The organism is Paenibacillus sp. OT2-17 (assembly GCF_009827695.1).
GTDB classification, from domain to species: Bacteria; Bacillota; Bacilli; order Paenibacillales; family Paenibacillaceae; genus Paenibacillus; species Paenibacillus polymyxa_B.
In genome coordinates this window covers 22,150-45,236 of record NZ_WUDQ01000013.1, presented here as the reverse complement: position 1 = coordinate 45,236, position 23,087 = coordinate 22,150, and the positions used below count along the sequence as shown (strand labels likewise).

Annotated in this window: 16 protein-coding genes and 1 pseudogene; 4 read left to right on the top strand and 13 right to left on the bottom strand. The window is 41.6% G+C overall.

All coding sequences use genetic code 11. From position 1 onward, the window contains the following. On the top strand, nucleotides 1-306 hold a 306-nt coding region (locus GRP75_RS05695), incomplete at its 5' end, for a zinc-binding dehydrogenase (protein ID WP_337194210.1). Between the two features lie 115 nt (nucleotides 307-421). Here the strand turns inward: GRP75_RS05695 and GRP75_RS05690 are convergent. Further along, a complete protein-coding gene (locus GRP75_RS05690; protein ID WP_160788811.1) occupies nucleotides 422-2,416 on the bottom strand; it encodes an ABC transporter substrate-binding protein in 1,995 nt (664 codons plus the stop codon). Nucleotides 2,417-2,596: 180 nt separating this feature from the next. On the opposite strand from GRP75_RS05690, the gene GRP75_RS05685 reads away from it, so the two are divergent. The 3 genes from GRP75_RS05685 to GRP75_RS05675 all read left to right on the top strand — a co-directional run bounded on the left by GRP75_RS05685 (nucleotide 2,597) and on the right by GRP75_RS05675 (nucleotide 6,634). Then, nucleotides 2,597-3,859 (top strand): VWA domain-containing protein, encoded by a 1,263-nt coding sequence (locus GRP75_RS05685; protein ID WP_160788810.1) that lies wholly within the window; start codon nucleotides 2,597-2,599, stop codon nucleotides 3,857-3,859. A 269-nt stretch (nucleotides 3,860-4,128) separates the two neighbouring features. Further along, nucleotides 4,129-5,472, top strand: coding sequence for an amino acid permease (locus tag GRP75_RS05680; protein WP_028542243.1), 1,344 nt, complete (start codon nucleotides 4,129-4,131; stop codon nucleotides 5,470-5,472). A gap of 7 nt (nucleotides 5,473-5,479) precedes the next feature. After that, entirely contained in the window at nucleotides 5,480-6,634 is a 1,155-nt protein-coding gene (locus GRP75_RS05675) for a VanZ family protein (protein ID WP_160788809.1), read from the top strand. 134 nt (nucleotides 6,635-6,768) lie between these two features. Here the strand turns inward: GRP75_RS05675 and GRP75_RS05670 are convergent, their stop codons facing one another. The 12 genes and pseudogenes from GRP75_RS05670 to GRP75_RS05615 all read right to left on the bottom strand — a co-directional run bounded on the left by GRP75_RS05670 (nucleotide 6,769) and on the right by GRP75_RS05615 (nucleotide 22,534). Then, the gene (locus tag GRP75_RS05670) at nucleotides 6,769-7,422 is read right to left on the bottom strand and encodes a nitroreductase family protein (RefSeq protein WP_028542242.1); all 654 of its coding nucleotides are present in this window, start codon (nucleotides 7,420-7,422) and stop codon (nucleotides 6,769-6,771) included. A gap of 333 nt (nucleotides 7,423-7,755) precedes the next feature. Continuing rightward, nucleotides 7,756-8,124 (bottom strand): annotated as a pseudogene (locus tag GRP75_RS05665) (transposase); the annotation flags it as partial. 11 nt (nucleotides 8,125-8,135) lie between these two features. Further along, nucleotides 8,136-8,318, bottom strand: a complete 183-nt coding sequence (gene dmpI, locus GRP75_RS05660) for a 4-oxalocrotonate tautomerase DmpI (protein WP_023989746.1) — start codon at nucleotides 8,316-8,318, stop codon at nucleotides 8,136-8,138. A gap of 44 nt (nucleotides 8,319-8,362) precedes the next feature. After that, the gene (locus GRP75_RS05655) at nucleotides 8,363-8,755 is read right to left on the bottom strand and encodes a MarR family winged helix-turn-helix transcriptional regulator (RefSeq protein ID WP_160788813.1); all 393 of its coding nucleotides are present in this window, start codon (nucleotides 8,753-8,755) and stop codon (nucleotides 8,363-8,365) included. Nucleotides 8,756-8,998: 243 nt separating this feature from the next. Continuing rightward, nucleotides 8,999-10,375, bottom strand: coding sequence for an NADP-specific glutamate dehydrogenase (gene gdhA / locus GRP75_RS05650; RefSeq protein WP_025718156.1), 1,377 nt, complete (start codon nucleotides 10,373-10,375; stop codon nucleotides 8,999-9,001). A gap of 380 nt (nucleotides 10,376-10,755) precedes the next feature. Next, nucleotides 10,756-12,084: a threonine synthase gene (gene thrC / locus GRP75_RS05645; RefSeq protein WP_160788808.1), complete on the bottom strand. Its 1,329-nt coding sequence runs from the start codon at nucleotides 12,082-12,084 to the stop codon at nucleotides 10,756-10,758. A 215-nt stretch (nucleotides 12,085-12,299) separates the two neighbouring features. Next, the gene (locus GRP75_RS05640) at nucleotides 12,300-13,643 is read right to left on the bottom strand and encodes a TldD/PmbA family protein (protein WP_160788807.1); all 1,344 of its coding nucleotides are present in this window, start codon (nucleotides 13,641-13,643) and stop codon (nucleotides 12,300-12,302) included. A 3-nt stretch (nucleotides 13,644-13,646) separates the two neighbouring features. Further along, nucleotides 13,647-15,041 carry a TldD/PmbA family protein gene (locus GRP75_RS05635; RefSeq protein ID WP_160788806.1) on the bottom strand — a complete coding sequence of 465 codons (1,395 nt, stop codon included), beginning with the start codon at nucleotides 15,039-15,041 and terminating at the stop codon, nucleotides 13,647-13,649. Between the two features lie 403 nt (nucleotides 15,042-15,444). Further along, nucleotides 15,445-15,750, bottom strand: a complete 306-nt coding sequence (locus GRP75_RS05630) for a hypothetical protein (RefSeq protein ID WP_160788805.1) — start codon at nucleotides 15,748-15,750, stop codon at nucleotides 15,445-15,447. A gap of 608 nt (nucleotides 15,751-16,358) precedes the next feature. Further along, nucleotides 16,359-18,041 (bottom strand): DNA adenine methylase, encoded by a 1,683-nt coding sequence (locus tag GRP75_RS05625; RefSeq protein WP_160788804.1) that lies wholly within the window; start codon nucleotides 18,039-18,041, stop codon nucleotides 16,359-16,361. A 114-nt stretch (nucleotides 18,042-18,155) separates the two neighbouring features. Beyond that, a complete protein-coding gene (locus tag GRP75_RS05620; protein ID WP_160788803.1) occupies nucleotides 18,156-20,024 on the bottom strand; it encodes a hypothetical protein in 1,869 nt (622 codons plus the stop codon). Nucleotides 20,025-20,059: 35 nt separating this feature from the next. Then, on the bottom strand, nucleotides 20,060-22,534 hold the full coding sequence (locus tag GRP75_RS05615; protein WP_160788802.1) for a sensor histidine kinase: 2,475 nt from the start codon (nucleotides 22,532-22,534) through the stop codon (nucleotides 20,060-20,062). Nucleotides 22,535-23,087 lie beyond the last annotated feature (553 nt).

The following is a 23,087-nucleotide window of genomic DNA, read 5'->3' as shown; positions in this document are numbered from 1 at the left end:
CCTCCTGTACTGACTCAAGCTATTGAATCCACTAAAATTAGCGGACAAATCATGATCGTCAGCATTTTTGAAAAAGAAGCTCCGATCAAGCCTAACAATATCGTTATGAAGGAACGCAATCTGACTGGTATTATCGGCTACCGTGATGTATTCCCAGCTGTCATCAGCTTGATGGAAAAAGGTTATTTCCCTGCCGACAAGCTGGTTACCAAACGTATTAAGCTCGAAGAAGTGATTGAGCAAGGTTTTGAAGGTCTCCTGAAAGAGAAAAATCAGGTTAAAATCCTGGTATCTCCGCAAGCCTAATTTAGAAAACAAACCAGATGTCTGCTCTGTGCAGACATCTTTTTATAAAAAAACGCTCTCCTTCCTGCGACATGTTGTCGTCAAGATGAGTAGCGTTTTTTGATTACCATTTGGATTACTTAGTTACATTTTTCAGAACATCATCAATCATTTGACTGTTTGCAATTGTACCTGTATACAACCAGCTGGAATCCTTACCAAAATCGTATACGCGGCCTTCTTTAACGGCTGGAATTCCCGCCCATACAGGATCTTTTACAATATCTTCTTTACTCACGTTTTTGCTGTTCACGATAAAGATATAATCCGCATCCAGCTCGGCCAGCTTCTCCAGCGATAAATTACTCCAGTTCGCCTTAGCCGTTTTGGAAATCTCCTGTACGACTTGTGGAATCTTGAATCCCAAATCCTTATACAATACATCACCGCTGGATAGATTCTGGTTTACGACATACACGTTTTTATCCGTTACCCATAAAGCCGCCGCAGTTTTTTGTCCCACCGTCTGACTCAGCTTGGCTTTAGCCTCTGCTGCTTTTTTGTCGTAGTTGCTCAATGCCTGCTTCGCTTCATTGCTCTTATTCAGCACCTCACCCACGGTCAGCAGCTCTTCACGCCAATCATTGTTCATATTACTGCCTACCACGTAGGTTGGAGCAATTTTAGAGTATTGATTATATTTGTCGCCTTCCACCATGCTCGCACTGTCCATAATGATCAAATCAGGCTTGAAGTTCAGAACCGCCTCAAACGGAAGATCTGAAGCAATGGTAGGAACGTCCTTCAGTTCTTTTTGCAGGTAACCTTGAACTGAATTTTTGCCTACCGACCATTGGGCTACGGGTTTAACACCTAGGGCCACTAGATGATCCTCCAGATAAGAAGCGATCACACGCTGAGGCTGAGCCGGAACCTTCACCTCATGCCCAAGTGCATCCTTCAGCACCCTTTCCTGTGATGTTGGTTCCGCTGATGTATTATTGTTCCCTTGGGAAGCGCCATCGGTTGCCGCAGGACTGGATGTGCCTGAGCACGCGCTGAGCAGCAGGGTAAAACTAAGCAATAAAATAAATGCCATGGAATGCTTTGCGTTTCTATTCATTCGTAAAATCCCTTCATCATGATTTTGATAATGATTATTATCCTCAATAACAGTATGCAGGGCGCCACTTGCCGAATCAATGGAACATTCGGACATGCTTAATGGATTATCCAGACTGGTATCTCTCACAAAAGCAGATGAATATAGGCTGTCCCGGTAATGAACCGGGGATACCCCCGTATATTTTTTGAATGCCCGGCTAAAGAAATAAACATCCGGGTACCCCACACTGACAGCGATATCCTGTAAAGTCGCATCCGTCTTCCGCAAAAGCTCCTTTGCCTTGTCCATTCGCAGTTGAATCAAGTACATAATCGGGCTACAATCCGTTTGTTTTTTAAATAACCGAGTCAGATGTCTCGGACTGCATTCCAACAATCCGGCCAAACGTTCCAGCGTTATGGACTCCGCGTAATGATCCTGCATAAATCGAATCGCCTGTGTCACGATATCCCGCGCAGAAGTTCGAGCCTTCGGTTCCTGCAATTGCCGCATACATTCATATGCAAAATCATAGAACCGACCCTGAGCCTGAATCTTGGATAGCGCCTCATGATCCTGCCATGCGTACTCCAGTAGTTGCAGCTTTTGGTACAGTATAACCGGATAAGGCGGTACAAAACCATGAGCTATCGAAGGATGATTATACATCGTGTGTCCCGATAGAGAAGTCGCTTTATATAGTACAAGGATATATTCTATCCCGTATTGCGAGGGTTTCATATTCAGTTCAAAGCCTTTGCTGCCATGCAGTACGTACCCTGAATGTGGCGTATCCTTCCAATCACCATCCAAACGCACGCTACCCTGCAATACAAATACAAAAGCCTGCGCTGGAAGACGATACGGTTGAAGCAACGCTTCCGGCTCCAGTCGAATATGCCGGACATCCATGACACGGATCGACGAATGAAGCCATAGGGACAGCAGTTTGTTTAACTCATCAGCTTCATGTCCCTTGCTCATCCCGGTATGGGAACCTGCCTGCTTTTGTCGATCCTGCTTCACGTATCAAAGCCTCCGCTTCATAAATATCATACTTTTTTTCCACACCAACCTTATTATATATCATCTTTTACTGCGTCTACCATGAGACAAATATTCCTGCACGAAACAAGGTGAATATACCATTTCCATGGTACAATTTGTATAAATACAAGATTTAAAATACATAGGGGGTTTGACAGCATGAGCGGTCCCAACATTGCATTGAGTACAGGAGCTAATGCACCATTCGGTAAGGAAGATACGGTGCGGGTCACCATTACATGGAAGCATGCACCTGCCGAACTGGATGTTAGCTATTTTATGGTAGGAGCAGACGGAAAGGTTTCCTCAGATGACTACTTCATTTTTTACAATCAACCCGCTGACCCGCACGGCCATGTACGGTTACAGCGTCCAAATGACAGAACCACTGAGTTTACTGTAGCGCTCCAGGAACTGGAACGAACCGGAGTGGAAAAATGTGTGTTTGCGGCCACACTGGACGGCCCGGGTACTTTTGCCGATGTGGTCGGCTGCTCACTTACTGCTCAAGGCAAGCAATCCCATATCACCTACAGTATCACCGAAGCCACCAAAGAAACGTCACTCGTATTCGCTGAAATATACCGCCATACGTCTGGCTTCAAGCTTCGCGCAGTTGGGCGTGGTTTCAATGGAGGACTAAAGCCGCTCGCCGAAGCTCATGGTGTCACCGTAGAAGAAACGGAATCGCCAGCAGCACCGTCAGCGGATAAAGCCGGCGTGAAGGAGCCTTCTCCTGTGAATAGAAGAATTAATCTGCTTAAACAGAAGGTACAAATTTCACTCCAAAAGAAGCAGATAGACCGTGAAAAAGCACGAGTAGCGGTTGTATTAGACGCTTCTGCTTCCATGGCGAAACTGTACTCTAAGGGAACCGTGCAAAAAGCCTTCGAACGTGTTCTGGCTGTATCGGCCTGCATGGATGACGATGGTGAAATGGATGTATGGTTTTTTGCGGACAAAGCCAAACGTGCTCCAAGCGTCACAGAGAGGAATTTCGAGAATTACGTAAAACGAAATTTCCCAGAAATCGGATACGGAAATATTGGATTTGGTAACAATGAGCCTGAAGTAATGGAGGATATTATTTTAAAATATACAAAAGAGGCACCCAATGAAACAATCCCGACCTACATTATCTTTTTCAGTGACGGCGGCGTATATGAAACGAAAAAAATATCAAAATTGCTGATCAAGTGCTCGGAAACTCCTATTTTCTGGCAATTTGTTGGTCTTGGTAATGCTGATTTTGGAGTCCTTCAAAAGTTGGATAATCTGCGTGGTCGCGTAGTGGATAATGCAGATTTCTTTGCCTTGGATGACATTGAGTCCGTGACAGACGCAGAATTGTACGACCGTCTGCTGAATGAGTTTCCTGGTTGGCTCAAGCAAGTGCGGGCTAAAGGAATATTGCGGAGCTAATTCTTCACCGCAATGCGATACTCCTACATGATCACTTAAATATCCGCCGAGCAGAACAATAAAGGCAGAATGACCGCAGATAGAGCAATCATCAGCGCCAGCATGCTGCCTCTGTTTTCCTCAGTTTGTTCTCTAGCGATTTCAATCTCCCTACCAGATCCTATTTATTTCATTTCCTAATTGGATATTTTCATGTAGTATAAGTCTAATTGAAGTAACCCTGTTTGGGCCATGCTGAAGCTATACACTATATGAAGGAGGATTTCATATTGAAATCAAATGAAGCAACTTTGCACAAAAAGCTGCTCCCACGGCACATTACCTTTATGGCTATGGGTGGAGTTATCGGAACGGGAATTTTTAAAGGAAGTACCGAAACGATTAGCTTGGCGGGACCTGGTGTTATTTTATCCTATGTCTTCGCAGGACTCTTGCTCTTAGTCGTTATGGGCGCAATTGCCGAGATGGCTACCGTCTACCCCAACATGAATATGAAGGATTTTATTCGCAAAGCTTTTGGAGAACGTCTGTCCTTTATTATCGGCTGGTTGTATTGCTTTATGTGGCTGGCCGTCTGTATCATTGAGGTCATTGCTGCGGGGAGCTTCCTGCAATATTGGTTGCCAGATGTTCCTCTATGGGTACTCAGTTTAGTGAGTGCGGCTTTCATTATTGTCGTCAACATGCTGAGTGTCGGCGGTTTTGGGGAGCTGGAATTTTGGCTTGCGGGTATTAAGATTGCCATGATTATTATCTTCATCGCCTTGGGTGGCTGTATACTGTTCGGGATTATTCCCACTGAAACTCCACCTTATCTAAGCAACTACGCGCAGCACGGCGGATTTCTACCTAATGGCTGGTTAGCTATCTTTTCAGCGCTGCTGGTCGTTACCTTTTCATACGGAGGGTCCGAGCTGATTGGACTGACGTTGACGGAGACAGAAAATCCGGAAAAGGTACTACCTAGAGTGGTTAAAAGCTTTATTCTTCGCGTTGTTTTGTTCTATACGTTGCCCATTCTCATCATTTGTGGCTTGATTCCATGGAACCAACTGGATGCGAATACCAGCCCGTTTGTACAGGTATTGTCTTCTGTAGGGCTTCAAGGCTCGGCTCATGTTATGAACTTTATTCTGATCACTGCTGTACTGTCTGCCGCCAATTCGGGAATTTACGGGGCTACACGTATGCTGCATTCGCTGGCTATCAATGGAGAAGGTCCCAAATCACTCGCCCGCTTATCTTCAAACGGGGTTCCGGTAAATAGTCTCAAATTGTGTGCTGTAGTCCTGATTGTCGGTTCCATGGTTGCTTATGTCGCTCAGGACGGGCTGTTCCGTATTTTGATGGCTGTACCTGGCTTCGTCGTGTTGCTCGTCTGGAGCTGCATTTGTCTGTCCCAATTGAAATTGCGCAAATCTTATCCAGTGGAGCCTACTTTCAAGATATGGGGATTCCCTTATGTAACGGCGGTTACAGTGGGATGCCTATGGGTCATTGCGTTTCTATTCTTGCTTGACCCGCAAAATCGCATTAGCATTAGCGTGTGCGTGGCTTTCATGGCATTTCTGGTCATCTGGTCTTTGGTGAAATTCCGGAGAAAGCAGGCGTAAGCAGCACATGATTCAATCTTACCTGTTTCCTGTTTCATATGCCTTTCTTGCGTTTCCTTTTGCTGCCTTATTGTTCACACTGCCTTTCCTAATCGTGCAATATCGAAGGCATGGCTATATTCACAAGGCTAGAGCATGGCTGCTTTACTTGATGCTGTTATACTTAATGAACGCCTTCTTTCTGGTCATACTCCCGCTTCCGGCATCGCGTCATAATGCTGCATTAGCCGGGGGAGCGTTGCAGTTGATGCCATTGCAGTTCGTTCACGACATTATAAGAGAAACATCCGTCTCACCCGCCCATCCCTCCAGCTATGTTCATTTGCTGAAGGAGCGAGCTTTTCTGCAAGTCGTTTTTAACGTTGTGATGACCATGCCTTTCGGTATGTTCTTACGTTATTATTTCCGTGCACGATGGGGATGGTGTCTGATTCTGTCCTTTATCCTCTCCCTCTTCTTTGAGGTGACGCAGCTGACAGGACTGTATGGATTTTTTGACCATGCGTATCGTGTGTTCGATGTAGACGATTTGATGGCTAATACATTAGGCGGTATGCTAGGCTTTCTATTAGGCGAATGGTTTTCACGCTTCCTGCCCCGCTTGGAACATCTGGACAAGCATGTGGACATGGCAACGAAGCGAGTGTCCTATACCCGACGGGGCGTAGCCATTTTCGTGGATTCTATCATATGGACCGGGCTACTCGGAATCATGGAGTCTCTGCATGTGCCTGCTGCTTTCTGGGTTTCCAGTGGGGTATACTTTATGGTGGTTCCTTACCTAACGAATGGACGAACTCCAGGGAAATGGCTGGTGCGTATTCATCTCACAGGGACAGGACAACGGATTTCCCTATGGGAGCTCATAAAGCGTTACAGTCTCTTGTACTGGGTGTATTTTGGACTTAATTACGTACTGGGTGGGCCTGTCCTATGGTCTCAAGTGTCCCCTTGGCTAAGTGTTCTGATTAGCCTTTTGCTGTTAGTGATCAACGGATGGTTCTTTTTCCATCTGGTCATACGCCTATTTAAGAAAGACCCGTTATTTTATGAGGAGCTTAGCCATACTTCACACCAAATTATATGGCCCAAGCACTATCATCATCCTCAAAATGACACCGCTGACTCGGCAGAAACGTCGGGAGCGAATACCGTGAAATGATAACTGAAAGACTGACAACGTGATAAGCACCCGCGATCTACGTTGCATCTAAGCAAATAAAAAAACAGGCGAAGCAAAGGATTTCCTTTGTCCGCCTGTTTTTTATTTTGCGCATAGATATTAGTTCGTTTCCCTTATTTCCACTGTGCAATTTGATCAATAGGCAATCGTGTGGACGGATGACCATCGTTGATACCTTTACCCATGGAAATGAGCATAACAGGGACATAACGATCTTTTTCCAGACCAAAGGCTTCAGCAATTTGATCCTTTTCAAAACCGCCAATAGCGTTAGTATCATAACCATGAGCGCGCGCTACCAGCATAAGCTGCATGGATACCAAACCACCGTCAATCAGGACTGTTTCTTTGTTCACAACTGGATCAAGCGCTGCAAAATGAGCTGCCACTTTTTCCTGTTGCATTTCTTTAATGTCTTTTGGCATATAGCCCAGTTCTACAGCTTCTCCGAAAATTTGTTCGAAATTATCAAAGTTATTCAAATCCCCAAATACAGCGATCACTGCCGAAGATGTTTCTACTTGACGTTGGTTGAAACGGGCCAATGGTGCCAGTGTAGCTTTACCTTCAGGGCTGTCAATGACGAGGAAACGCCAAGGTTGCAGGTTAATGGAAGATGGTGCGCGTGTAGCTTCTGTCAAAATCTCTGTCATTTCCTCGCGGCTAATCTTTACGGACGGATCGTATACTTTGACAGAACGGCGACCCAGTGCAATTTCTTTAAAATCATTTGTTTTGACAATATTGGATGTGTTCGTATTATTCATTCCAATCTCTCCCACTATAAATTAATATTTTCTCATGTTTTCTCACTCATTCTTCGGTTTTCAGCCATTGATATATCGAGCACTGGAGAAGTGATGTAAGGATGTCATTATTTTCCGTAAGAGCCGGTGGCAGGATAGAGGTTGAGACATTTTTCCCAATCTATGGATCGACTTCTATGATCGCACCTTGGATATCCACTCCTGACTCTTGACGGCTTACCCTCCCATATCACGCGGGGTCGTTTCCCTTATGGAAATGATTCCTGCGGCTGCTCCGTGCTTCCTTTGTCTCTGCTTATTCCTGTCCGATGAGAAACATGAATCCGTTTTTTCTTAAGCTGTCTTCTGTAACTGGGCCTCACGTACTGGCCCTAAAACGTCGTTTGCATCAATACCGAACTTGCTTGGTGCCGAGCGTGTGAAGAACGCGAATCAGCTTCACGCACAACGCTACAATCGATTGCTTTTTCTTCAGTGGATTCTGGCTTCTTTTGGTAAAGTATTGGTGCAGTGCCTTAAACTCCGCATTCTTCGCCACCATGAGCATCACGACCAAAACAGTAGCGCTCTTAGCCTTGCGCGTCCTCGTTTAGTTATACTGGATTTTCCTTTTTTCTTCCCCGAGCTGTTCTCTTTGAGATTCAGTCCGGCCAGCCGTATAATCTGCTGTCCATGCTCGTAACCCCTTAGATCCCCCACTTCATCTTCTGACATTAGCGATCAGATAATAATTTTCCTCCCAAACCAATGTTTTCTTTTTCGCTTTCCTTAATCAAAACAATAAAAGCCGACTCGGGTACATTCATTATGGTTGAAGCTGATGTGGTAAGTTCAGTGACCAACGATCTTTTTTGTTCTTTATTTAATTTGCCTGCTTCAATAGTAATTACTGGCATGTAAATTCCTCCTTGATTCCTCTATGGGTATAATGTAATTGGGGTCAGTCCATATCGGATATATGACTATTCATCACTTGCAGCATATCAGCTAGTTGGTGCCGCTGGGTCTCGTCGAAGCTCTGTAGCAGCTGAGCTACAAACTGCGAGCGCTCCTGCTTAAAGATGACAATGCGTGCACGCCCATAATCGGTCAGGCTTACCAAGGTAACCCTGTTGTCCTCTGGCTTCGTTCGTCGTGTGACCATCGCTATCGCTTCAAGCTGCTTCAAATGGCGCGTTACGGCTGCAGCGTCAATGCCAACCTCTTTTTGCAGGAGAGTTTGACTAATCTCCTCCACTTGATACAACTTGCACAATAGCTGCAATCTGGATGCGCTGACTCCTGCGCAACGCTCAAACTTGGAGCTAATCTGCTTGTTCAGCAACAACAGCATGTCAAAAATATACTCAGGCTCGGATGGTGTCTGGGTGATATCAATCTCTCCTCCCTTAAGCATATCGCTGGGCTTCGTGATCCGACCTTTGATCCATCAATTATTGATCTATCAAGTAATATACATCCTCTTTAAAATTAAATCAAGTCCCTGAGAAAAATAAAGCGCTCTTTGCAAATAAAAGCTGAGCGACTCGCACAAGAGCCGCTCAGCTTCAATTTAACTTTATTATGTTCCGTTGTGCTAAATAATCCCGTGTGACAGCATTGCGTCGGCTACACGCACAAATCCTGCGATATTGGCTCCGACAACCAGATTGCCCGGCACGCCGTATTCCTCAGCCGCCTTCACGCTGTTAGCATAGATATTTTTCATAATATCATGCAGCTTGGCATCCACTTCCTCAAAGGTCCATGACAGACGCATGCTGTTCTGCGACATTTCAAGCGCCGAGACCGCTACTCCGCCTGCATTGGCAGCTTTCGCTGGTCCAAACAGAACTCCATTGTCCAAAAACACTTCAATGGCCTGTAGCGAGGATGGCATATTGGCACCTTCGCCTATAGCTTTTACGCCATTGCTTACCAGCAGCTGGGCTGCTTGCTCGTCAATTTCATTCTGTGTGGCGCATGGCAGTGCGATGTCGCATGGGATCGACCAGATCCCCGAACAGCCTTCTGTATAGATTGCGCCTGGACGCTCTTGAGTATACTCGCTAATCCGCAGGCGGTTCACTTCTTTCAGCTGCTTCACCAGCTTCAGATCGATACCGTCTGGATCATAGATGTAGCCATTCGAGTCACTACATGCCACGACTGTAGCGCCAAGCTGCTGTGCTTTTTCAATCGCATAAATGGATACGTTCCCCGAGCCCGACACGACGACGCGTTTTCCTTCAAAGGACGATCCCTGCGCCTGCAGCATCTCGTTTACAAAATAAACACAGCCATAGCCAGTCGCTTCCGTACGTGTGAGACTGCCTCCGTAATGAATCCCTTTACCCGTCAGGACGCCACCTTCATGTCCTCCGCGAATCCGCTTGTATTGTCCGAACATGTAACCGATCTCGCGGCCACCTACTCCAATATCCCCAGCCGGAACGTCGGCATCTGGACCAATATATTTATACAACTCAGTCATGAAGCTTTGTGTAAAACGCATCACTTCGTTATCTGATTTCCCTTTGGGATCAAAATCCGAGCCGCCTTTACCACCACCGATGGGAAGACCCGTCAATGCATTTTTGAAAATCTGCTCAAAACCCAAAAATTTGACGATTCCCAGATATACAGACGGATGGAAGCGAAGTCCACCTTTATAAGGCCCTATCGCACTGTTAAACTGCACACGGAAGCCACGGTTGACCTGTACAACCCCCGCATCATCCACCCAAGGTACACGGAAGGTAATGACTCGCTCCGGCTCCACTAGCCGTTCCAGAAGCCCCTGCTGCATATACTTAGGGTGCTTAGCCAATACCGGAATTAGCGAATCCAATATTTCCTTGACGGCCTGATGGAATTCATTCTCATGAGGATTGCGCGCGATAACCTTCTCAAAAACGGACTGCACATATTCGGCTGCTGCTTGTTGACTCTGCTCTGGACGGATCATGGTCATTATTTAATACACCCCTTTTATAATTAGCCCCTCTGTTAAATGACGGAACGACGTTATTCTGCACCTTCGAGAGTGGAACTTTATGTATTCATAAAATTTAGTTAACTATACATGATTTTTTATAATAATACATCTAATTCGCCTATAAAAAATTTTTGTATCCTTCATTAAATAACTCTATGAACCTCTCATTGTCTGTTAGTTTCCTAAAGCTAAATCCCTTGATTCATGGGCTTTTTTCACGATTTCTGAGGCCCTAACACCTTACCCTACATGGCATTATAATGTGAACAAATTGAAACTAAAACATACATTATGTCTGGAATATGGAAATAAGAAAAAGAGGCTGCGCGCAGGGCGTAGCCTCCTTTCCCATTCTTTTACACATAAAAGGCTTCAAGCTGACGCACAATTTCTGCCTCGTCATGCTCTACCACCTGCTGATGCTGCGATTTGGAGAACAATTGTTCAATTTGCGCTGGGAACTCCTGCTTGATGTCCACCAGACGGATGGCTTCATCAAATTTGGCCGGATGCGCTGTCGCAAAGGTTACACATACTTCGTCCGCGCCATTATACGCCTCATACGCGGCAATACCGCAAGCCGTATGCGGGTCGAGCAAATAATCGTATTCGGCCTTGTATTTCTTGATTAGCTCCAGACACTGCTCATTCGAAGCACCGAGCGCTTCAAAATCCTGCTGTACCCGTTTCAAATCCTCTGCACTGATCACAATCCGTCCCTCGGTTTTGAGGTTATTCATGTATTCAGATACCTTGGCTGCATCTTCTCCAAGGAAGTAATACAGATATCTTTCGAAATTGCTCGCCACCTGAATGTCCATCGAAGGACTGTATGTGCTTTTGAAGTCACCTGGCTTGTATTCACCTGTCTTCACGAAGCGCTCCAAAATATTATTTTCATTGGTTGCAATGATCAGCTTATGGATCGGCAAGCCCATTTTCTTCGCAAGAAAGCCGGAAAAAATATTGCCAAAGTTGCCAGATGGCACACTGATATTGATTTTTTTCGTACCCGCTGACTCTTGCGCCCGGAAATAAGCATAGAAGTAATATACGGTTTGCGCCAAAATGCGCACAAAGTTAATCGAGTTAATCGCCCGCAAATGATGTTTAGCTTTGAAATCCAGATCGGCAAACAGGTCCTTAATGACCTTCTGACAATCGTCAAAGTTCCCTTTTACGGACAGATTCAATACATTTTCATCGTCAACCGTCGTCATTTGCAGCTCTTGTACCTTGCTCACCTTTTGGTGTGGGTGCAAAATACAGATTTTAATGCCTTCCTTGCCACGCACGCCCTGAATCGCTGCCGCCCCAGTATCGCCCGAGGTTGCACCCAAAATGTGAATGATCTCATTCTGCTTTTTGGACACGTAGGAATAAAACTCACCCATAAATTGCAGGGCCACATCCTTGAACGCAAACGTAGGCCCGTGGAACAGCTCCAAAATAGACAGGGAATCGTTGATCTTCTTCACTGGCGTGACTTCCGGGTGACGGAAGCTCGCATAACTGCGCTCGACCAGCTCTCTGTAGCTCAATGTTGCCCATTGCTCCAGCGTAGCTGCCGACACAGTCGGAATCTGCTCCGGTACCATCAGACCTCCATCGTCAGCTAACCCCATGAGCACGGTATCAATAAATCCCTTGGCTTCTACTCGACCTCTAGTGCTTATATATCTCATATACATCCCCCAATAAAAATTCAATTCGAACCTTTTTTCGAATATATTATTGTCTATAATACCCTGTCGCGGTGCTGTAACCAAGCCTTTTTTTCATATTTCAAAGACTTTCTCCTACTTTACCATACCCTGATGCATCAGGCATCTGTAATCGCTAGGCAATCGGAACGTCAGAAACAGGCCGTGAGTCTGAAAAAAGAAGGCTGCTCCAGTCATTAGGAACCTGAAATCGAGAGTGCAGCCAGCTTGAGCGAAGGCGATGTGCAGCTTCCCGTAAAACGCAAATCATTGCCAACTTCCTCTATCTGCTGCAATACATCTAAGAAGTTGCCCGATACAGTGATCTGACTGACTGCTCTGACCACTTGCCCCTGTTCAATCCAGTATCCCAGACAAGCCAGCGAAAAATTACCGGACGCCGTATTCGTACCCGCATGCAGCCCCTGCAGCTCTACGATCATCAGCCCGCGATCCGTCTCGCGAATCATGTCCTCCAACGTAGACGTGCCTGGTTCCACATACAGATTATGATACGACACACCAATTTTGCCGTTATAGCTACCCTTGGAAGCATGAGAGGTACTTTCCACCCCAGCCTTGCGAGCCGTCTTGCGGTTATGGAAATACGTCCGTAGTTCTCCGTCCTTGATGATCTCATTACGATGCGTTGCGCTGCCTTCGGCATCAAACGTACTGCCTGCGGGAACGTTCTCCATCAGCGGATCATCAATCAGCGTAATACGCTCACTTGCCACCTTTTGCCCTAGTTTCCCAGCCAAGCGTGAAAAGCCTTTATCCACCGACTCCGCTGAAAATACCGACGTATACGCAGCCAGCAATTGCGCTGCTGCATCATGACGGAAAATGACCGGATAGTTATCCGATTGGATCGTGTGCGCACCCAGCTTGGAAACAGCCTCTTTTACGGCTTTATGCGCCACATTCGCGATATCGATTTCCTCCACGCTCCGCAGGGAATAATCATGCCAGCCCCCGGTAACGGTCTCGTCATGGTCTGCTGCAATCACATACACATAAGCGCTCGCCAGACTTTTTCGACGATGGCAGTGCAGTCCTTTTGTATTTACTATTAGAACCTCATTTTCACGAATGCTGACCGAGCAATGCCGAGCCATCACAATCCGTGGATCTGCGGCAAGCGCTGTGCGCTCCATTTCTAGCGCCGCTTCGATCAGAATCTCAGGAGCCGTGTCAGCCAACGCTGCGGCATAGGCAGGCTGCTCAGGGTAGCTCTCAGAGCCTGCGAACAACTCATCCTGTTCCTCACTCTCCAATATGTCCGCGTTGCTGCGTGCCTCTTCCAATAAAAAGTCGATCACGTCGGGTTCCAGCTTCTCTGTAGAGGCATAGCCCATTTTCCCGTTAATGACACCTCGGAAGGAAAGTCCACCGTTCTCCACGATGGTATATTGGTCAATTTCTCCCTTCAGTACCTTTACCGAGGTAGAACGTCCATTTACATAGTAGATTTCCATATCCGCGTAGCCGATTTCCCGCCCTTTTGTGAACAACGCTTCCTGAAATTGCTGAATATTCATCGCCTATTCCCCCTTCCGTCCGCCGACGGTCATCTCGGACACTCGAATTGTCGGCTGTCCGCAATTGACCGGAAGACTTCCGCTGACTGAGCCGCACATCCCCTGACCATGATCCAGATTGTTGCCGACCATATCAATATTTTGTAGGGTTTCAATCCCTTTGCCGATTAGCGTTGCGCCTTTGACCGGCTCGGCAATTTTACCGTTGCGAATCATGTATGCCTCTTCAACCGCAAAATTGAACTCGCTCGTCGAGGTATTCACCGAACCACCGCCCAGCGATTTGGCATAGATCCCGTACTCCGTATTGGCAATGATCTCTTCACGCGTAGAATCCCCGTTCGCAATAAACGTATTGTTCATACGGGACGCAGGTGCAAATTTATAGGATTGTCTTCGTCCCGACCCTGTCGCAGGTACACCCATCTGGCGCGAGCCCATGCGGTCGATCAGATATCCTTTTAAAATGCCGTTCTCAATCAGTACGTTGCGCTGTGTCTGCGCCCCTTCATCATCGATATTGAGCGAGCCCCACGCGTTCTGAATCGTTCCATCATCTATAGCCGTGACAAGCGGTGAAGCCACCTGCTGCCCGATCTTATTGGCAAACACTGAGGTTCCATGAGCCACCGCCGTAGATTCCAGCCCATGTCCACATGCCTCGTGAAAAAGAACGCCGCCGAAGCCATTCTCAATCACGACCGGCAGTCTGCCGCTAGGCGCATATCCCGCTTTGACCATCGTGGTCGCAATACGAGCAGCGTGTCTCGCATTTTCTTCGATGTTCAGGTTCTCCAGGAATTCAGTCCCTGCATACGCTCCCGGCCCACGGAACCCGGATTGTCTATGCTCCCCATCAGTCGCAATCGCGCTTATTCTCATACGTGTATACGTACGGGTATCCTCCACCAGTAGCCCGTTGCTATTGGCGATCAAGACGTTCTGGATCGAGTTGCTAATCCCTATGGAGGTTTGCGTGATGGAAGGATCGTATTGGCTTGCCGCCTCATGCGCCCTTCTCATCATGTCAATCTTGGCGCGTTTCTGTGAAGCGTCAGGAATGATCGCAATCGGATGTTGATTAGGGATCGCATGGGGATGGAGTGTAATGGTGTATGTACCTGGCGCTCCACCGCCGCGAATGGCCTTGGCAGCCGATTTGGCCAGTCGGATCAGGCTCTGGTCGCTCATATCGTTGGTGTAGGCGTACACCGAGAAATGCTCCTTCATGATCCGAATGCCAATCCCAAAATCCCGGCCTGACAGCGCCGTATCCACGACGCCTCCGGTCATGCCCAGTTGTCCATTGGTACGGTCCTCGACGAACACCTCTGCAAAGTCTCCGCCCGTCTCCAGCGCGGCTTGCAGCATATCCTGAATCTGTGTTGGATGTATCATCACGTTCCTCCTCGTTTTTGCCATGTTTCTTATTGTACGGTTATTCGTTCAAGATAATATGCGGGTTCATGTTTATTTCCCATAACTTTACTATACATGATGTTGGGAGTGGGTGTAACTATCTGGGTGGCAAGTGGTTTGGAGGAGGTGAAGATTTATGCGTGGGGATGGAGGGATTGAAATGAGAAAACCCGATCAGAACGTGAAGGGTCATGTCGGGTTATTTGAGCAAATTGATTACTGGTTGGGTTGAGCAAGTAAGTGCATCTAAGGACGCTACGTAGACGGATCATTCTTCCGATCGCTGTTGCCCCCCAAATTTTTTTGATTATATTTTAACGGTAAAATCCGGGTTCAAAGGCGAACGCTCCGCTTCTTCAGAACGATTCCGTCCCCTCCGCTGCTATGCTTGGGTTTGCTTCATTTTGTTTGCCAAAATACTTTTTTTCAAACGAACTTTAAATAGTTCTCTTCGTAAATCTAGTTCCATGATATGAAGATGGTCTGCTGCTTCTTTGACGGTTTCCATGTGCAGTACGCTCGCTTTCTGCGAAATAATAGCCAGCGCATCGAAAATGAGCTTTGTGCATGTTTTAAGTCTCTCTATGTGTTCGTCTTCCTGCTGTACCAAGCTCTCGTATTGCTCAGCCGTATTTTCAGATGGGTTTGTATGTTCCACGCTCTTTAGTTTCTTGGGTTGAGTATCCAAATTATCATCTCCTTTTTATTCAAAGTGTAGCAAAGGACGATACTGGATGTGGTACGTGGTTACGTAACAATGAGAGAATAATAGAGAGACCGAATAGAACAAACAGTATGTAAGATAAAATATACTATTACACGGGATCTTTTCATTTGGTATACGTTCTAAATTATGTAGTTGTTCCTTGATTGTTTTTCAGTTTGAAATATTCACTTGCTTAGCCTTTTCATTGGATTACAAACTTGCGCTTTTCTTTGATAAATGAAAAAAATTTCATTTTCCATATACCCGATGATCGTATCTCTCCAAAATCAGGAATTATGACAACGCGTGGAATGTACATGACTAAGAGACCCAGTATACTACTGGGTCTTAGAACTTGGAATTTAAGTAACTTCAAATCATATAAAAAATTTTCTCTCCGTTTCAACTACTTTTATTTAAGCAGTACTGTGTTTATCCCCTTACATCTTAGCAATGACGTTTGAAACTTAAGATATTTTGTGGAATACCTTGTCTCATTGATACTATTTGGCTTACTACATTCCTGCGCTAACGTACACAGTAGCGCTCAAGTAAAAAAAGTATGCCCCTACAAGGCAACACTTGTAATATTACTGTTTTTGAACTACCAAAATATGTTCCTGCATCATTGTCTTTATTTCACTATTTCTTGTAGCTGTGGAATTGATATGGTGTGGCATTCTTTTAAATGAATATTGTCTCTGCAAAGAAGTAATTTGCTTATAATTCAAATCTTTAAACCAATCATTTAGGATTTGAGCCATATTGACATTAATTTCACCTAATACTGTTCTATGCCCAACAATCCATGCTTGTAGTCCACCGATTAACAAGATTCTATCTGTCTCTATTACAACTTTGTATAAATCTTTGAAAAAGTTTATAACCTCAACTATTCTTTTAGGTTGAGATTTCATCTTTCTAATTATTGTTTCTTTAACATAAGGAAGCTTATTATTTAGCTGCTGAGTCCTCCGATAGCGTACTTTATGCCTACTATCAAGTAAATCCAGTATAAATTTAGAAGTCTCATATTTAGCAATTTGCTTAATTTTCTTATCTGAAAGGTGCTTAGCTGAGTTTTTTATTTTTCTATATATATCAAGCCTTACTCTTTCAGTAATCAATATTTTTAATTCTTCGTTATTAAGTGCTTGAATAATATATGAATATCTATTATTATTCTCGATCATCAGTTTTAAGCTATCGAGAGTTTCAGTTATGTTCTTCTTTCTTTCATTTGTAATTCTATTCATTTCCTCTATAAGATTCCTCATAGTTTGTGAGCTTAATATTCTTTCATCATCAAAAGTAAAATCAGATTTCTTCCCTCCTAAGAGGTGTTCGTCACAATTATCAGAATAAACCTTTATTCCCAAATGTACTTCCATTAAATCTTTCATCCATTGCAGTGATAACTTTGAATATTGACCATATGCTACTGTGCTTTTAGAATCCCCATAAGGAGGCGATGTTAGTACCAAGTCAACTCGCTTATCCTTTAAGTAAAATAAATCCTTTGCATTAGCAAGATGTATCTCTGAGATAGTTTGTTCTTTATATTGTTTATTTGCTTTTTCTAACAATTCCAAAAGATTTTTCATCTTTTCTCTAAAGACTTCAACTGCATCAACCTTAAATTTTTCTAAATCAGATGGGGATATTCTGTACAACTTAAATTCCCCATTTCTCGTTAAAGAAACTGTTCTAATAGTGGAACTGAAAGCAATTAATAAGATAAGTGCAAATGTTCCTTTGTGCTTTTTAGTTCTTTTTTTCAAAAATTGATTAATCTTATCCTTAATAAAAGACAGTTCCCTTATATTCTCCCCTTTAAACCAAAACTCAATATTTTCGAATTTTTCAATTATAAATGGAGTGTTTTTATTCAATTGTAAACTTGATAAATCCTCAAGGAGTATACTAATTTGTTGCTCAATGTACCCAGTATTCTCAATTAATAGTACTTTTACTTTAGATAGCATTACTGCAAGAGGATTTAGATCGGAACCAAAAAAATCTAATCCTAACACCTTTGATTCTAGAGCAACAGTTCCGCTCCCAACAAACGGGTCCAGTACAGTTGAAACATTGTAATGCTCTTTTAGGTTTAAAAGTAAAGAATGAACCATATCTGGAACAGCCTTAGCTGGATAAGAATGAATGTTTCCAGTTGAAGAAAAAAATGACGTGTAATTATTCTCTCCTGAGTAATTTAAATCTAAATTCCAAATATCAGATTTCTTACTTTCAACAAAACTTTCTCGATTCAAATTAAACCATCTCCTTGCCTGGAGTTCACTCCAGGATTAAGCCGTACACTTATTCCATATGTACGGCCATTCTACCAATAATTTTATCAAAGATAATTACTTTCTAAAAGCTATTTATGCTCCGGGAATAGATGTTAAGCCTATTCTACTCATGTGGTTAACTTTTGTTTGAATTAGCTGCAACGTCCTTCTAGTTTCTAATCTTCCAACTCTCTTTATTTCAAATTTCCTGTTTTCAAGACTAAGTCTCACTGTATATTTTAATCCAGCCATAATATTGACTAGTCGTTGTGTATGATCATCCAATTTTTCACCAGATAAAGCAGCTGCCACATCTGGTAACATTATATTATCAGGAATATAAGTTGTTAATTTGTCAACATTATCAATCCAATTAGATAAATTATTTTTATAGTACTCGTTAAAATAGTAGGTTTTAAAAGATTCGATATCCGTAATATCATCTGGTAACACAGCCCAACCCTGACTATTTAATGAACATAGATCCAAAATCCTAGAATCAATAGTTAGTAAGGTATTTTTTGTGTCAGGGATTAATAAACAATGTTCTCCATTAAGAAGTACTGGCCATAATCCTTCCCCATCTTCAATTTTCTCTTTAGCTTTTACGTCTGTTTTAGAAAATACTAGACAATCGCAAAGTAGTAACGTTACTAATTTTGCATTTCTACCACATTCTTTAATTTCATTGCCCTTTGGTCTAATTGGTAAATCACAATCAGTAGTCACTAATATCCCATATTTCTTATCACTAGATTCATAAGTGTCAAACACGAATACATCACCAGTCATTATATCAGTATAAGTAGCATTTATAGTATAGTTTATTAATCCATACTCAGGCAGCCCCTCAAAAATACTGGGATCTGTTTTCTTTCTGGCATTATTATTGCGGTATTTTTTAATACCTTGAGCTTTTATTTCCGTAGATATTTTCTCATTTTTTATTTTTGATACTGATAGTAAATTTTCATATATTTGTGGATTACTGCGAACAGCCTCAAATTCAACCTTATTTAAAACACTTTGATGGGTTCTTTCTAAAACATCAAGAAAAATTTCACCTTCAACAAACGAATCTCCATAAAGGACTTCAAAAGTTTCCTCAGGCAATTTTATTAAATTTAGAGTAGCCTTTTGAGTTATCTCATGCTTTTTCTCCAAATAATCATGTAGCGAATATCCAAATGCAGCTTTTTCAAGAGTAGATGTGATAGTTTTTATTAATTCACCATCAGCCTCTCCTTTACTTATGGCCCACAACTGAAAAGGTATTAAATATTTACTTGCTTCATTATCAGGATGAAGACTTAAATTATTCTGCTCTATATATGACTCAACGTAACTTACTTTTGTGTCATGTTTTTTATACATTTCAAGTTTTTCATGAGAATATACAACAGCAATATCATGACAATTAGGGCGAGATGTATTAATATCAATTATCGTTTTAATAACTACATCTTTTTCTTGATCACTTTCTCCCATGTTCATATCCAATAAGAACAAAATCCTTCCATCTACATCTTTAACGTTTGCGAGATCAAATCTATTAGCGAAAGTTTTAACTGAAACCTGTTTGCTTGACTCTACCTTATCAAGAACTGATTTTAACATGATCAAAGGATTACTTTCTCTTTCTTTGTTAATAACTTTAAGAAACATTTTTTTTAGTCTCTCTATTTCCTTTCCAGTGGAATTTAGTATTTCATTCACAGTTGAAAGGTCTTCATTCAATAAATAAGTTTCCTCTGAATCTAATATTTTTATTGCAAACTTAGTTGAAAATTCATTATAATTTAATGTTATTAATTTTTTCTTTTTCTCCTCCACTTCTTCTTCTAACCTTTCATTATTCCACTCATCGTCATACGAAAATATATGTTTAATATCTAGATTTTTCAATAATGTGTCTAGCTCATTCAAATATGGAACTTTCTCCACATCTTCTTTTTTTTCCATCCGATGGATCATCATATAAAAAACCACTCCTAATTTCATTTAAAAGCTAGTATAAACTTATAGTAATTACCGTATTTATTTTTATTAGTTTTATCTAAAGATATATTTGCATTAATTGAACTCATGAGTTCCTTAACTATATACAAGCCCAATCCTCTTCCATCTTGTTTCATACTTTCATATGGTTGGAATAGAATATCTTCTATGTCTCTATGAACGCCTGGGCCTGAGTCATAAACCACCACTGTTTTATTAGGATCATCTACTTCAAAAATAATTTTCTTTTCTTCTCCTCCCATTGAAACCCAGTATAATGAATTTAAAAATAAATTATCAAATATAGTGATTAATAATCCTTTATTAGCTGCTATAACAAAATCATTTCCTACCACATTTACCGACACCTTATTCATTGATGCCTTTTTCGCCATCGGATTATTTCCAATATACAAGTTCTTCAGAAGTTTAGTAATCTCAATTGATTCTAATATAAGACTATTCTTCTTATATGTTGGTTCAAGATGTTCCAATTGTTGTTGCAAATAAACAACTTCTTGTATAATACTATCTTGGTAATCTAATAATTCATCTTTATTATCATTATTTTTCATAATGATATCCTTAGAATTTTTAGCATAATAACGAATATTAGACTCAATACGATGTAATTCATGTGTTAAAGACTCAACAATCATTCCTTGGCCTGCCAAACCTACAAGTGCTTGTAAATCAATAATCCGCTGATTTATGGTGAAATTCTCTTGCTTCCGCTCTTCTTCGTCCTCTTCATTTAGTTTTTCAAGTTGACTGATTTTACCTTCAATTTCTTTTAGCTTTATCTGAAAAGAGTTATCATTCGATACACCCTTTTCACTCAAGTCAGTTGTAACTTGTTTAACATGTGATATGATATTTTGTTTAAGTTCAACCCTATTAGTTAATCTTTCAAAAATTATATTTTCATCAATTGATTCAACCTTCGTCGAGTTCTCTTTAATCTCTTGAACATTAAAATTAGCTCTTAACTTTATATCGTGTCTTGTAACAATTTCAGCAATAATCGAGCGTACTAATGTAAAAAAATTCTTTCCATATTCATCTTCTATAAGTCCAAAACGATTTGTCTGTTCAGTTAATTTTTCACTACTAATGCTGTCAAGTTGAACATAACCAGAAATTGTATGTTCTTTTAATGCATTAGCTTTTAATCTTTGTGATCTTGTAGTTACGCCTAACCAGTCGTAATCTGGACCATAAGGGAATATTCGGAAATCATTTCTAAACAAGTACACTCCTACTGCAGCTTGCCAAATCGACTTTAGTTCCTTAATTGTTTTAAAAGCCATATTATTTTGCTGCAATAATAATAGCGACTCATTATATGCTTCTCCTGATTGATCACTAATAAACAACTTACCATTAAAATCGCCAGGGTAGGCTAATTCCTCTATTCCTATTTTAATATCATAATGTTTTTTGAGTTTAATTTCTTTTAAATACGGGAATTCAATTCCAAACTCGTCAGTTTCTAAATTAATTTCGATTTTCTCATTTTTTTCAAAATATTCTTCTTTTATTTTATGTTTTGTAAAACCACGATCTATCATTCTATTAATAAAATCTTTTAATAATCGATCTATATACCGTTTTTTAAAAAGCAAGTTTATCTTAAGAATTTTATTTTCTAAAAAGAATTCAACCATAATGTCGCTCATTTTATCCAATACATTTTCATCAATTTTACTATTAGAAAATGGAATACCGTCAATCTCAATATTTATTTGGAACCTTTGTTTGTTATTTTGAACAAAAGGATTCACCATTCCAAATATTTCAGTATTTATTCTTGTTTGTAATTTTCTGTTGATATACCAAAAATCAAGATTTCTTATGCCCTCTATAATGATTTTTGTCCCATAACGAGGACTATCATTAAATAAGTATGAACATTTAGCTTTAATGCTGGATAAATCTCCTTCAGACTCTTTAAATTCATTCCAGTTTATTTCTAGTTTATATTGGTTATATTTTTTTGAAAACTCAACATCCTCTTCTGATACAATGCCTTTTATTCTCTCAATACGTGGCGTTGTCACCAAGCTAAGATAATTTCCTAGTCTTTGAATTGACAGCCTTCCTAATCCTTTTTCACCAAGTGTGCGTCTATTAAAATGTGGCGAATATTTAAAAACTTTTTTAAAAGAAGTAGAGATTCTCAGAAAGTTTTGAGTCATTAGACTCTTCGTCATCCCATTTCCGTTATCTTCAATCACTATACGACCTTGACCATGCGGAGTTTGTACAGTGGTATTTATATTAATTTTTACTGATGTACAATCAGCATCATACGAATTCTTAATTAATTCAGCTAGTGCCACAAACTCATCTGAAATTAGTTGTTCTCCCAATTGATAAATAATTCTAGCAGCGACACTAACACCATGTTCCTCTTCAATAGGATCAGTCTCCACTAATTGTACAAGATCATTATTATTACCAAACTCATCCATGGATATCACCGAACCCTCCAGTTTGCTAAATTCATAGAAAATTTTCTCATACCACAAGACTTTAGGTAAATACGAATACACTTACTTTACCATATTCAACCTAGATAGAGTATAACTTCCTTGATAAAATTTGAGACTAATTACCCAGACGAATAGACCGAACGAATTGATTTTTTTTATATTCATGCGATAGTTTCATACGTTCACAAAATACGATCAATGAAGAAATATGAAAAAGAAGTAATAAAAATGTAACACCGAAAATTTCCATAATAATATGATCTACATTAAATAATACAACTGTACTTGTTTGCTATGAAACTTTTTTCCAAACTATCTAACTTAACGTTTACATCTCAATATATTTCGTATATTGAGATGACGGAAGGGACATATGCCCTCTGCTCTACGTTTCCCCCAAATCTTCTACTTCCAACACATTGTAAAAACCATAACGAATGGATCATTCTGTAAACTAAGTCTCTCTTTTAACCGATAAATACATATGCTGGGTTGTTTATTAAATATCACCTCTCGCCCCTTTTTAGCGTAC